This window comes from Streptomyces sp. Ag109_G2-15, from assembly GCF_900215565.1.
In the GTDB taxonomy this organism is placed as follows: domain Bacteria; phylum Actinomycetota; class Actinomycetes; order Streptomycetales; family Streptomycetaceae; genus Streptomyces; species Streptomyces diastatochromogenes.
The window spans coordinates 7,909,767-7,923,059 of the sequence record NZ_OCNI01000001.1 but is presented as its reverse complement, the minus strand read 5'-3'; the positions used below and the strand labels follow the sequence as shown (position 1 = coordinate 7,923,059).

Annotated in this window: 11 protein-coding genes; 10 read left to right on the top strand and 1 reads right to left on the bottom strand. The window is 71.2% G+C overall.

Annotated elements, in window-relative coordinates; all coding sequences use genetic code 11:
• Positions 1 to 164 precede the first annotated feature (164 nt).
• The 10 genes from CRP49_RS48930 (at position 165) to CRP49_RS48350 (ending at position 12,649) form a co-directional block, all read left to right on the top strand.
• The gene (locus CRP49_RS48930) at positions 165 to 431 is read left to right on the top strand and encodes a hypothetical protein (RefSeq protein ID WP_306459765.1); all 267 of its coding nucleotides are present in this window, start codon (positions 165 to 167) and stop codon (positions 429 to 431) included.
• A complete protein-coding gene (locus CRP49_RS48925; protein WP_306459764.1) occupies positions 428 to 793 on the top strand; it encodes a hypothetical protein in 366 nt (121 codons plus the stop codon). Before CRP49_RS48930 ends, CRP49_RS48925 begins: the two co-directional genes overlap by 4 nt.
• Entirely contained in the window at positions 790 to 1,443 is a 654-nt protein-coding gene (locus CRP49_RS35755; RefSeq protein ID WP_097257037.1) for a hypothetical protein, read from the top strand. Before CRP49_RS48925 ends, CRP49_RS35755 begins: the two co-directional genes overlap by 4 nt.
• Before the next feature lie 168 nt (positions 1,444 to 1,611).
• A complete protein-coding gene (locus CRP49_RS48360; protein WP_257033622.1) occupies positions 1,612 to 2,121 on the top strand; it encodes a KAP family NTPase in 510 nt (169 codons plus the stop codon).
• Positions 2,118 to 3,497: a hypothetical protein gene (locus CRP49_RS35750; protein ID WP_257033621.1), complete on the top strand. Its 1,380-nt coding sequence runs from the start codon at positions 2,118 to 2,120 to the stop codon at positions 3,495 to 3,497. The genes CRP49_RS48360 and CRP49_RS35750 overlap by 4 nt, the downstream gene beginning before the upstream one ends.
• An 850-nt stretch (positions 3,498 to 4,347) precedes the next feature.
• A complete protein-coding gene (locus tag CRP49_RS35740; protein WP_257033620.1) occupies positions 4,348 to 7,224 on the top strand; it encodes a helix-turn-helix transcriptional regulator in 2,877 nt (958 codons plus the stop codon).
• 176 nt (positions 7,225 to 7,400) lie between these two features.
• Complete coding sequence (locus CRP49_RS35735) at positions 7,401 to 8,219, top strand: hypothetical protein (RefSeq protein WP_143670054.1); 819 nt, start codon at positions 7,401 to 7,403, stop codon at positions 8,217 to 8,219.
• Entirely contained in the window at positions 8,219 to 10,462 is a 2,244-nt protein-coding gene (locus CRP49_RS35730) for a bifunctional serine/threonine-protein kinase/ABC transporter substrate-binding protein (protein ID WP_097257034.1), read from the top strand. The genes CRP49_RS35735 and CRP49_RS35730 overlap by 1 nt, the downstream gene beginning before the upstream one ends.
• Before the next feature lie 10 nt (positions 10,463 to 10,472).
• Positions 10,473 to 11,336, top strand: a complete 864-nt coding sequence (locus CRP49_RS48355; protein ID WP_257033619.1) for a serine/threonine-protein kinase — start codon at positions 10,473 to 10,475, stop codon at positions 11,334 to 11,336.
• Positions 11,312 to 12,649: a branched-chain amino acid ABC transporter substrate-binding protein gene (locus CRP49_RS48350; RefSeq protein WP_257033618.1), complete on the top strand. Its 1,338-nt coding sequence runs from the start codon at positions 11,312 to 11,314 to the stop codon at positions 12,647 to 12,649. The genes CRP49_RS48355 and CRP49_RS48350 overlap by 25 nt, the downstream gene beginning before the upstream one ends.
• Before the next feature lie 41 nt (positions 12,650 to 12,690).
• Here the strand turns inward: CRP49_RS48350 and CRP49_RS35720 are convergent, their stop codons facing one another.
• Entirely contained in the window at positions 12,691 to 13,191 is a 501-nt protein-coding gene (locus CRP49_RS35720; protein ID WP_097257033.1) for a hypothetical protein, read from the bottom strand.
• Positions 13,192 to 13,293 lie beyond the last annotated feature (102 nt).

Sequence of the window (13,293 nt, the reverse complement as noted above, 5' to 3'; positions counted from 1 at the left end):
GCTGATGCGCCTGTTCGGCATCACCGAGAGACCGCCATGCGCTACGTCGGCACCGCCTGCCCGGAGCGCACCGCCAAACTGCCCAGGTAGCGGGCCCACTCCTAGCCCAATGCCGCTGCTGAAAGCCCGTGGCGACGTAGCAGTGGGTCCGGCATCATCCCCATGTGATTGTGATGCAACCCGTTCTGGAGATCTCCGCTGCCGACGACTTCGAGCTCTGGCCGGTTGGCGAGCACGAGCCATATGGCTACCTCGTGCTGAACGGGGAGCTGACTCCGGCGGAGGTCGGCACGGCCATTATGCGAATCGCCGACTGCAACGACTTCGAGCCGGAGGAGGAGCACGGGCCGTGCCCGACCGACCCACTCGGCACATTCCTGCACGGGCTGCTCACCATGCCTGACCTGTTCGCCGCCGGCGGCTTCGGGTGACCGACAACGCCACCGACACCGTTTTCGTCGAGCCGGGCTGCTGCAACGGCCTGGAGACCTGGCGGGACTGGCTGGAGGTGCTCGACGGCACCGGCTGCTCCTACTTCGGCCACGACCCGTCCTCGGTGGCCGAACGTGTCGGCGACATCGTCCGGCTCACGCTCGACGCCCACGGGACGGACGGCAGCCCGGTGATCGAGCTGTCGGTAGACCAGGTACGCAGGCTCGTCGCCGGCGCCCAGCAGGATTTGCAGGACTTCCTCAGCCTTGCCGGAACCTGGGCTGAACAACACCTGCCGGCACACGCTGCCGCCGTCACTGCCGCCCTGGCACGGGCACTGGACCTGGCGCCCACACCATGACCAGCTTCCTGACCCACCGAGCGCACGTGCACGACGCCCGCCTCCCTCTCCGCCGCCGGCACAGCGCGCTGCGGACCTGCATCACCCTCTTTGCGCCGTACGGCTTCCGGGCGACGTACCACCACCTCACGCTCAGAGCCGCGATCCCCCGGCGGCTGGAGGCGGACCCGGACGCGCTGGTGCGGGCGGTGGAGGAACTGCATGAGGCGCGGGTGCTGTGGCTCGCGAGGGCGGAGGAGTACGCCGCGCAACGCCGGGCGGAGAAGCGGGCTGGGCGGCGGGCTGTACCAGACCCGCGACCGTGGTGGCTGCGGAGCAGGTGGGACGGCCCGGACCGCGTCTGGCACCAAGACCCGTTTCGCCACCCGTCGCTGCGACTGTCCGAGTACGTCCGGCGGCAGAACGCGATTCTGGACGGTGCCGAGCCCTCCGGTTGCCCGGCATGTGGGGATGAAGGACCGCGGGTGCTGAGCTCGACCGGGCACGGCTGGGTCGAGCTCTGCCGTGGGTGCGCGTGGGTGCTGGCGCCATGTCCGTGCGGGCAGCGGCACCGGTTCGTGCCGGAGATCCTGTTCAGCTGGAACGGAATCTGGCAGCGGGCGCACATGAGCGATGACGGCACGCCGAACCCACATTGGCCTGCGGGCTAGCCAGTTGGATGCGGCACGGCGATCGCTCGGAAAACCAGATCCCGTCAGCTAAGCCGGAACCCGCGCGCGGGACCGCCGCAGCCATCGACCGGCACGCAGGTTCCGGCTTACCAACGTTCAGGATTCTGGGAACCCGCGCGCTTCGCCCTGCTCAGCCGCCAACGAGCAGTGGACCGACCCACCCCCGCCCGCCTGTTCAGCGAAATCCGAGCCGCCCTGCCCAAGGGAAGGCGCTGGTCGGAAGTCCGTAAAAGGCTCGGAGGCTTCGGGCAGGCCATCAGCCCCCTGGCCAAGCTCACCGCGCTAGCAGGTCTCGACTCCGAGGGCCTGATCAAGGCTTTCAGCGACCGCATCAGCGGAGACACCAGCGCCTCGGCCGCCAAGCGCATGGCCGAGGATGCCCTGCGGCAGGCAGGCCAGCCCGTCCTGGTCGTGATGGACGATCTAGACCGCCTCACCCCCGACGAACTGCTCCTGGTCTTCAAGTTGGTGCGCCTGGTGGGCCATCTGCCGAACGTCTACTACCTGATCAGCTTTGACGAGCAGACGCTTCTGGATGTCCTGCAGCGCAGTGACCTCGTGGGAAACAGCGAGGCCAGGGCCCGCGAATTCCTTGAAAAGATCATCCAGGTACGGCTCGACCTTCCCGCCTTCCGCGAACGCGACGCGCCGCCATGAGCATCCGCGCACTCAAAGCAATCGTGGACTCCCACGGCCTGTCCATGACTCCAGGCGAGGAACGACGCTTCTCCGAGGCCTACTTCCGGCACCTACAAGACAGGCTCCAAACACCACGGGCGGTCAAACGCTACTTCGGACAGGCCGACGCCACCCTCGGCTCGCTCGCCGGCAACGTGGACCTGGTCGATTTCCTCATCGTCACCTTTCTGCACACCAACGAGCCAGGCGTCTACCGGCCCCTGAAGCGGCACCGCGCCGTACTGACTGGCAGCAGCATCGACCCAGCCCAACGGCGCAGCGCACAACAGCCCGGCGAGCGAGCCGATCGCTGGCGCAGCCGCCTGCGCGAAGCCGGCGTGGCGGAAGAGCATGTCGAAGGCGTACTCAACCTGCTGGCCCTGATGTTCCCAACAGTCCAGAAGGACCTCGGCAACGGTAGCGACACGAAAGCCGCCGCCCAGCGCCGCGGGATCGGCAGCGGCGACTACTTCGACCGGTACATGGTCTTCGGCGTCCCCGACGACGACCTCCCCGAAGCCACCTTCGACCAGGCCCTGGCCCAACTGACCGCCGACGCCCCTGGAGAGGAAGCAGCCGAACTGCTGCTCCGCCTCCGTGACGACACCCACCGCATCACACGCCGAATCGAGCAGCGCCGCAGCACCGGCACCTCCGTCCCCGCCGCCGCACTACTGAAGTCCATGGCAGACAGCTACGGGCAGCTGACCGCCGAACCGGAAATGATGGGTCTGGTCAACAGCGGCATGAGCCTGCAGTTCCTGGCCCGGGACCTACTCACCGACCTCCCACCGGAACAACGGCCCGGTGTACTTGCGGCTATGGCCGCCACCCCCGACGGAGCGATCCTGGCCACCCGGACCTTGCACCGCGCCACAAACTCGGACGACAACGACTCCGAGCAGGTGCAGACCGCCGAAGACTGGGCTCTCCAGGCCCGCGACGCCGTAGCCGAGCGAATCGCCCATCACCTCACGCCCACCATGGGGAGCCTCGCCGAGGAACTCACCGATTCCGACACCGACCTGATCTGGATGTGGCGTCACACCAACCCTGACACCCTGCGCCCCTGGCTACACCAACGCCTCGACAACGGATGGGAGCTTCTCCCACTCCTGGCCAAACTCATCCAGCCGGCTTCCCACCCATTCCCTTTGATCGACCACACCACCCTGGCCGGCCTCGACGCGATGTTCGGCCTCGACAACCTCTACACACACCTCGAGCCCTTCATCCACGCCTCCACCGGGAACAGCCCCGCCAACGAGCACCAGGCCAACATCCTGCAAGCCCTCGGCGAGCACCGCCCCACCACCGGCCAGACCCCACCCTCAAACTCCGGCACCACGACGTAACCGCCCCCAGCCCGAAGCCCCCGCTCTCCACTCTTCAAGTAGCGACGACCCAATCCACCTGCACACCACCCAGGCAAACTGCACAACACTCAGGCCAGAAGCCCACAGCCCCCAGCACCGGATCACCAAGCCACCCCAGCAGCACCGAAACGAACCGCTAGAACTGAGCAACCACCAGCTCAGAACACCCGCAATGCGCAGAAAAAACGACCCGCGACACCACATCAAAGCACTCGATGGCATCGACCCCTGGTGGAACCCGCCATGGAACATCCGCTGGCAATACGGCTACATGCCGCCCGCGAAGCTGCCGAGAGCATCCCGCCCGACCCGGCCAAGGGCTTCCCTGCCCTTCCCGCGAGCGCTGCTCGCTGGCTGACCACCAGTGCAGCGCCTACAACGACCTGCACCCCGGCCAGCAACAGCTCCCCGGAGCGCGACCGGACCGCGGCCAACCGGCGTCCGAGGAGCGCTTCAGGCCGCAGGTGCTTCCCGCCGGGCGGTCGGAGGCGTTTCAGACATCATTCCGTGGAGCTCTGCTTGCAGTCCTACCGTGATCGGCTTCACCAGCAGTGCGGCCGCATCATGGCGCACAGTCCCAAGGTGCACCAGGCCGTCACCGACGACGTCGCGGAGATCCCTCCGAGACCGTGCGCCGCGACCCTGGGCCGGTGCCTCCGTCATACAGCCGACTCCCGGCGAGAAGCCGGGCGGCGCACCCCTCTTGCTCCGCCCTGCGACGCATCCGGCCCCGGGCAGCTGGTGCCGGCTGTGCGGCCCCATAAGGTGAGCTGTGGGAACGGACATCGACGCGGGTGAGCAGGTCACCGGCTGAGCGGGGGGCAACGGCGTGGCGGGACTGGTGGGCAGGTCGTCGGAACTCGCACGGCTGGACACCCTGCTCGCGGACCTGGGCCGGTCGGACCGGCCGAAGGTCGTCGACATCGTCGGTGAACCCGGCATCGGGAAGAGCAAGCTGCTCGACGAAGTGTGCGCGCGGGCCCGCACAACCGGGTTCACCGTACTGCGCGGCCGGGCCACGGAGTACGAACAGCACGTCCCCTACCAGTTGTTCACCGACGCGTTGGCCGACCCCGGCCCACAGGACGCCGACCCCGCCCTCGCCGAAGCACACTCGGTGCTGCGCGGCATCCGGAAGGGGCCGGGCGACGGATCCGCCGAAGGCACCGCCGCCCGGTTCGAGCTGCATCGTGCGATCGCCGCGTTCCTGACGCACCTGGGTGAGCAGGGTCTGGTGCTGGCCCTGGACGACCTGCACTGGGCGGATCCCGCCTCCCGCGAGCTCGTGGACCACCTGATCCGGCACCCTGCGCGCGGACGCGTGCTCCTGGTGGTGGCCCGGCGGGTCCGCCAGACACCGACCTCTCTGACCGCGGCGCTGACGCGCGGCGCAGCCGGCGGAGCCGTGCTCCAGCTCGCGCTGGAGCCGCTCTCCGAGCAGGAATCCGTACTGGCGCTGACTCCCGACGTTCCCGAGGACCGGGCCAAGCAGCTGCACGCCGCCAGCGAGGGCAACCCCCTGTATCTGTTCGCCCTGGTGCACGCCTACCGCACAGGGGTGTCACCGCACGGCCTCACGCCCGACGGACACGGCGACGCCCTGGACCCGGCCGGCGTACCCGGTGGGCTCGCCGCGCTGCTGCTCGACGAGTTGGCCATGCTCACCGGGCCGCAGCGCCGGCTCGTCGAGGCGGTCGCGGCGCTCGGCGACCACGCGACGCCCGGCATGCTGACCGTGGCGACCGGGCTGACCCCGCAGGACATCGAGAGCGAGACCGGCGCCCTGGTCGTGCGGGATCTGCTGCGCTCCGGGCCGGGCGGTCGGTGGGCGCTGCGCCATCCCCTGCTCCGGGCCCTGGTCTACGAGGGAACCGCGCCGGGGTGGCGGGCCGAGGTCCACCGCCGTGCCGCGCACGAACTGGCACGTGGCGGCGCTCCCGCCACCGAGCGGGCCCCTCACGTCGAACGGTCGCTGACCGGCTGGGACCCCCAGGCCGCACAGGTGCTCGTCGAGGCCGCCGCAGGGTTCGCGGCGACCGCGCCGGCCACGGCCGCCCATCTGCTGGATGTCGTCCTCACTCATATGCCGGACAGCCCCGACCGTTTCGGACAACGCGGCGAACTGGTCCTGGCCCGCGCCCGCGCGCTGGGCGTCAGCGGGAGCCTCCAGGAGAGCCGGGACCTGCTGCACACCCTGATCGAGACGGCCGGCAAGGGCCATCCCGAACTGCGTACGCAGGCCGTCGCCCAGTGCGCTGTGATGGAGCGGCACCTCGGCCACTCCCCCGAGGCCACCGCCCTGCTGCGCCGTGAGCTGTCCCGCGATCCGGGCCCGTCCCCCACCCAGGCGGTCTCCCTGCGACTGGCTCTCGGGATGTCCGCCCTGCTGACCGCGTCCTATCCGGAGGCACGCGAGGACGTCGCGGAGGCTGTCGCCGTCGCACGTTCCCACGACCATCCGACCGGTGAGGCGGCGGCGCTGGCCCTGGCAGCCCTGGGCGAGGCGTACGAGGGCGAGACGGAGGCGGCGGCCCGTTTCGCCGATGCCGCCGGTTCACTCACGGACGCGCTGACCGATCCCGGTCTCGCGGATCTGTGCGAGGCACTGGTCTGGCTGGCCTGGGCGGAAACCCTGCTGGAGCGCTACGGCGACGCCGAGCGGCACATCACCCGAGGGCTCCGCATCGCCCGCCGCACCGGACAACTCCACGTCTTGCCCCACCTGTTGACGAGCCAGGCCTTCGTCCACCTCACCACCTGCCGGCTGCCGTCCGCGCTGGAGGCCGCCGAGGAGGCGGAGTCCATCGCCCGGGCCGCGGGCAGCGACGAACTCCTGGGCTTCACCCTGGCCATCAAGACACTGGTGCTGTTGCTGGTGCGTCCGCTGGGGGACGGCAGCGCCCTGTCCACCGGCGAGGAGGCGGTCGCCGCGGCAGGCCGGAGCAGGGGCTGGTGGTCCTCCCTGGCCTGGTGCATGCTCGGACACGCGACGTACGTGAGCGGAGACCCCCACCGCGCACAGGAGGCCATCACGACGGCAGGCGGTGGCGCCGAACTGCCGCTGCTGCAACCGTCGATCCGTCCGGGCCAGCTCGACACCCTCGTGGGCGCGGCCCTCGCCGCCGGTGACGTGGACCAGGCCGTGCGCTGGGCCGCGCAGGCGATGCGCGAGGCCGACCGGCTCCATCTCGACGGTCAGCGCGCGGCCGCCCTGCGCGCCGAGGCCTCGCTGGTAGAGCGCCACGGCGACACCGGCGCAGCCGTACGGCTCCTCGAAGCGGCCGCACAGGAATACGTCCGCTGTGGCCAGACCCTGTGGGAGGCGTACTCCCTGCTACGGGCGGCGCCCCTGGCGCAGCGCACCGGGCAGGGGGCGCGCGCCGCCGTGATGTGGCACCGGGCCCACCGGATCGCCGTCGCCGGCGGCGCGCGCCTGCTGGTGGACCTTGCCGAATTGATCCGCCCCCAGGTGATGACGGAGACGGCGACGGTGCCGGCGCAGCTGGCGGAGCTGACAGCCCGTGAACTGGAGGTCGCCGAGCTCGTGGCGCGGGGGCTGAGCAACCAGGACATCGCCGCTCGGCTCCACCTCAGCCGACGCACCGTCGAGACCCACCTGTCCTCGATCTACCGCAAGGCGTCGGTGCCCTCCCGCGCGGCCCTGGCGGGACTCATGACCCGCGTCGGGCTGGGGGCCGGCCCCTGAGCGGCGTCCGGTGAGCGGGCGGCCCCGGCACACGTCACATCCAGCCCGGACACCTGGGACGCAACGAAACACGCAACGAAACACGTAGGGAGTTACGTGTTTCCACTGAGGCGTCTTCCCCCCGCGGCCGTCTACGTTCGGCAGTCGGACGGATCAATGGGTGCAGAGGGGACTGCGTGAAGAGCAACACCCGAGGTGTACTGGGAAGTTGGGTGGCGCTCGTGGTGGCGGGGAGTCTGCTGGCCGGTTGTTCGGCACAGGGGGCGGACGGCGGCTCCTCGCGTCGAACGGGCTCTCCCACGCACACCGCGACGCCCGAAGCCGCGGCGCCCCCGTCGAGCGGCTCTTCCGCCTCCCCCGCCTTCAGACCCGACGCCGACCTCGTCCCGAGGACCTCGAAGGACGGGCAGGATCTGGTGGACTCCGTGGTGTTCGCTCCGGGCGACTGGGGCCGGGGCTTCGTCGCGCAGGACCCGGCCGAGAGCACCCCGGGCACCTGGGCCGTGCTGGACGACAACTGCCGCTGGGAACGGCCGAAGCTCCCCCGAGGTGTACTGGCAAGCCTGTCCCGCTACAGCCGGCTGCCCGCAGGCGGAGGGAAAGGTGCCGTCAAGGTGACGGCCTCGGCCACCGCGCTCTCCTCCGTCCTCGGCGCCGACGAACAGCTGAGCACCACGCTGGAGGAAGTCCTGCGCTGCCCGGAGCAGCAGCCACGGGCCGACGAGCGGATCACGGGGCTGAACTCCCTCGGCACCCCCTTCGGCGCCCGCGAGCAGGACTACGCCGACGACTCCGTACTGGAGGCCGGTCAGTACGTCGGGAAGGGCGGCGACGCCCAGCCCTACCTGTGGATGGTCGCCCGGCTGGGCACGGTCGTCGTGGCCGTCTCCGTGACGGGCGGAAAGGGGCACACCCAGGAAGAACTCCAGGGACTGGGCAGCACCGCCCTGGGCCAGATGCTGGTGCGCGTCCGGCAGCGATTGAAGGGGAAGTGATGGAGCCGCTGCGTACCTCGGACCCGTCCCGGCTGGCGGGCCATCGACTGCTCGGCCGGCTCGGCGCGGGTGGCATGGGTGTGGTGTACCTGGCCCGCTCGGCCGGCGGTGCACTGGTCGCGCTGAAGGTGATTCAGGCCGAGTACGCCGAGGACGCCGGATTCCGGGAGCGTTTCCGGCGCGAGGCCGAGACGGCCCGCCGGATGACCAGCCCTTGGGTGGCGTCCCTGGTGGACGCGGACCCCGAGGCAGCGGCGCCCTGGCTGGCCACTGTCTTCGTGCCGGGGCCCTCACTGGGCGAGGCCGTCGCCGCACACGGGCCGCTGCCCGTACGGAGCGTGCGGCTGCTGGGCGCCCGGCTCGCCGAGGCGCTGCGCGAGCTCCACGCGGTCGGTCTCGTGCACCGGGACGTCAAGCCGGGCAATGTGCTGCTGGCGCTCGACGGCCCCCGGCTGATCGACTTCGGTGTGGCCCGCGATCTGCAGGACACCGCGCTCACGTCGACCGGTGTCGTGGTCGGCACCCCCGGCTTCCTGGCACCGGAACAGGCCCAGGGCGGGCGGGAGGTGGGCCCGGCCGGCGACGTCTTCTCGCTGGGCTGCGTGCTGACCCACGCGGCCACCGGCCGGCCCCCGTTCGGTACGGGCTCCCTCGACGCGCTGCTGTACCGAACGGTGCACGACACCCCGGATCTGGAGGGTGTTCCGCAGGAGCTCGCCGAAGTGGTGCGCGGCTGTCTGGAGAAGGACCCGCGGCAGCGGCCCACTGCGCAGGCGTTGTCGCAGGCCCTCGCGGCCGCCGAGCCCGCCGACCCGCGGGAGATCCTCAGGGCGGTACGTCCTGCGGCGCGGCAGGACCAGGAACCCGCTGACGAGGACTGGTTGCCCGAGCCGTTGATCCGGCTGATCGCTGAACGGTCGGCCGCAGGGCTCGGGCTGCCCGCCGTCGATGACACCGAGGTCGTCTCCGAGTCCGCCGACACCACTGCGGCGGACGACGCGGACGCACAGCCGTCGGGACGTGCCGTCGGCAGACGCCGTTTCCTGGTCCTGACCGGGGGCGCGGTGGCCGTCGCGGCCGGAGGCGGTCTGGCCGCCTGGGCCGCGCTCTCCGGTGACGGCAAGGGGAACGGCTCCACCGCCGCCCCGACGGCGAAGGGGCCCGTGCACACGATCGGCCTGCACGCCGATCTGAGCGGTGACCACAGGGCGGTGGGCCGGGCTCAGGAGCGGGGACTGCGGCTCGCGGTCGACGAGTTCAACTCCCTTGGCGACAGGCCGTTCACGCTCGCCGTGCGGACGGTGGACGACGGCGGGGTTCCGGCCAGGGCCCCGGCGGTGGCCAAGCGACTGATCGCCGACCCTTCCGTGCTGGCCGTGATCGGTCCCACCACGGACGACACCGCCCTGGCCGCGCTGACGACGTACGACACCGCGTCGTTGCCCCTCATCGCGGTGTCACCCGGCGCCACCGTGCTGGGCGTGACGGGCAGCCGGTCCTTCCTCCACGCCCGCGTGACGGACACGATCCTGCCGTTCTATCTCCGCGCCTACCTGCACGGCACCGCGAAGTCGCACACGATCGGAATCGTCGACGACCGGGCGGCGGACGCGTACGCCTGGGAGATCAGCAGCTCGCTCTCCCGCATGCTTCACCAGGACCGGCAGCCGGTCGTCCCCAAGGTGGTCAGCGCGTTGCGCAGGGACTTCGGACCGACGCTCGACGCCCTGCTCGACGGTGGAGCGGACTCCGTGGTATTCGCCGGCTACCACGACCGCGCCGCGCTGCTGGCCAGGGAATTGACGCACCGTCATTTCACGGGCGCGCGAGCCGCCGCCCAGGGGGTGCTCGACACCCGGTTCCTGTCCGCCGCCGGGGACGCGGCCGACGGCTGGGTGGTCGTCGCCCCCGTCATGGACGCCTCCGTGGCACCCGAGGCCAAGGCGTTCACGGCCGCGTACCGCAGGCGCTTCGACGCCGAACCGCAGCGGTACGCCGTCGAGGCCTACGACGTGGCCCGGTTGATCGTGCAGACTCTGAGTTCGCCGTCCGCCGGGCGCGTCACCCGGCAGAACCTGGCGACGGCGCTGCGCGGCGCCTCGTACAAGGGGATCACGAAGAACTTCGCCTTCGACAAGAAGACGGGGGCACTGATCATCGACGGTCGCGGCGTCTACCTGTGGAAGGTCGACGGCGGCCGGTTCAGGTACCAGGGCGCGGCGCCGTTGCAGGTGTCCACCTGATGGGGCGCTGATGGAGCCGTTGCGCGGCACCGACCCGGCCGGGATCGCGGGCTACCGGCTGCTGCGCCGGCTGGGCGCGGGCGGCATGGGCGTGGTGTACCTGGCCCGTTCCGGCTCGGGCTCACTTGCCGCCTTGAAGGTCATCCGCGCCGCGCATGCGGACGATCCGGGTTTCCGGGCCCGTTTCCGCCGCGAGGTGGAGACGGCGGGCCGGGTCACCAACCCCTGGGTCGTACCTCTGCTCGACGCGGACCCGGACGCGGAGTCGCCGTGGCTCGCCACGGCGTTCGTGCCGGGCCCCTCACTGGCGGAGGCGGTCGAGGAGTGCGGGCGGCTGCCGTACCGCTCGGTGCGGTTCCTGGGGGCCCGCCTCGCCGAGGCGCTGGAGGCCGTGCACGGGGCAGGTCTGGTGCACCGGGACGTCAAGCCGGGCAATGTGCTGCTCGCGGTCGACGGACCGCGGATGATCGACTTCGGTATCGCCCGGATGCCGGAGGACACCGCGCTCACCGCCAGCGGGATGGTGGTCGGCTCCCCCGGGTTCCTCTCCCCCGAACAGGCCCAGGGACGGGGCAGGGAGATCGGCCCGGCCAGCGACGTCTTCTCGCTCGGCTGTCTGCTGGCGTTCGCCGCGACGGGCGAACGCCCCTTCGGCCGGGGCTCCGCGGCCGAGGCGCTGGTGCGTACGGTCCACGACGAACCGGACCTGGCCGGCGTACCGGCCCCGCTGCTGCCGTTGCTGCGGAACTGTCTGGCCAAGGAGGCGGGCTCCCGGCCCCCCGTGGCCGACATCCGGCGAACCCTGGACGGGACGGAGCCTGACGACCGGGACAGCGCGGGCGGGGCTGGTTGCCCGAATCGTCCACCCGGCTGATCGCGCGCCGTTCGACCGCCGCTCTCGCCCTGCCCGCCGTCGAGGCGACCGAGGTGTCCGGCGCTCCACCCGGCATCGACACGGTGGCCGACTCGGAGGAGCCGCCGAAGGGCGCCACGCGACGCCGCTTCCTGGTGCTGGGCTCGGCCGCCGGGGTTCTGGCGGCGGGCGCGACGGCGGCCTGGTGGACGGCCGACCGCCCCGGTCGCGTAGCGACGCGCGGCGGCGGCACCCGGCTTCCGCGAACGGTGGTCGCCCTGCACGCCGATCTGACGGGAGGACACAAGGCGGCAGGACTCGCCCAGGAGAACGGTGTCCGGCTCGCCGTCGACCATCTCAATTCCCGTACCGGCCGCGGCTTCGACCTCGCACTCCAGGTTCACGACGACGCGGGCAGCCCGACCCGGGCGCGACGGATCGCGCGGCAACTCGCGGCGGACGACCGGATCCGCGTTGTGATCGGGCCGACCACCGACGCCTGTGCCGAGGCCGTTGTCGCCGAATACCAGAAGGCACTGCTGCCCGTGGTCTCCGTATCGGTCGGGCTCGAAGGGGTGACGTACCGGACCTACGCGGCCACCCGGCCCCCCGACCGCAACCTGGCGGCGCCCCTGGTCGCGTACCTCGTCCGCACCGCCCGGGCCCGCAGAACGCTGCTGATCGACGACGCGGCCGAGGGGGACTTCAGCTGGAACATCTGCGCATCGGTCAGTGATGCCATGCGCTCCGGGCGGCACGCGACGACCCGGCGTACCCTCGCCGCCGAGGACGACACCGCCGACGACTTCCGCGCCCTCGCCGAGTCGGTGGCCGACGCGGAAGCGGACGCGGTGGTGTTCGCCGGTGGACATGCGCGCGCCGCGAAACTGGCGCTCGCGCTGCGCGACGCCGGCTACTCGGGTGTGCGACTGGCCACCGAGCGCGCTCTCGACCCCCGCTTCCTCGCCTCGGCAGGCGACGCCGCCGAGGGATGGGTCTTCGCCACCGCCTTCCTAGATCCGACGCGTGTGCCCGCCGCGAAGTCCTTCGTCACCGCCTACCGCGAACGCTTCGGCACCGCCCCGCCCTGGTACTCCGCCGAGGCCTACGACGCGGCGCTCTTCGTGGGCCGCGCGATGACGACACCGGGCGCGTCCGGCGCGGCACGCGGCACGATCGTGGGACGGCTGCGCGACATCGACTACCGCGGGATCACCAAGAGACTGCGCTACACATCATCGAGTACCGGCTACACCGTGAAGGCGCTGTACCTCTTCCAGGCGTCCGGCGGCCGATTCCGCTTTCTCGGCCAGTACGAGGACGCCACGGCCTGAGCCGGTGAGGGGACGGGAGCCGACCGGACCGCCCGACCGCGTCATGAATCCTCGGCCGCTGTCGCGTAGGTCCAGCCGTGCCGGACGTTTCCGCGTTCCCGGCAGTCGACGCGAGTGACGTCGGGCCCTCCGTTGCTGCGCGAGAGCATTGCGCTGATCAGCGTGCGGTACGCGAAGAACAGTGTCGCGGCCACGGTCACGACGAAGGCCGTTCCAGGCCCGTACCCCGTGCTCGTGGCGGTGCGGGTCACGTGGAAGAAGCCGTAGCCGCTGAGGACCGTCGCCGGCGCGCACACCTTCCACAACAACCCGTGCCTGCGGCGCTCACCGCGCACTTCGGTGAACGACGGCAGCGCCACCAGGAGTCGAGCGCCGCAGTGGTCGCACGTCGTGTGGGCCTCGTTACTGCAGTGCTCGAAACGCTCCAGACGGCCCGCGTCGTCGTTGGTGAGCGCGATCGTCCGCGTGTGGTGGTGACCGCTCTCCTGGCTGACGATGTGCGTGATCCTGTACTCGAACGTCCCCGACACCTCTGCGCCCACGGCTTTCGCCCCTCCTCCCTGGTCCGGTTCACCTTCGATTCTCGGGCCGCCGCGGCGGCGTACCGCCGGGATCGCACCACCCGGAACAACCCTGTGACGCCA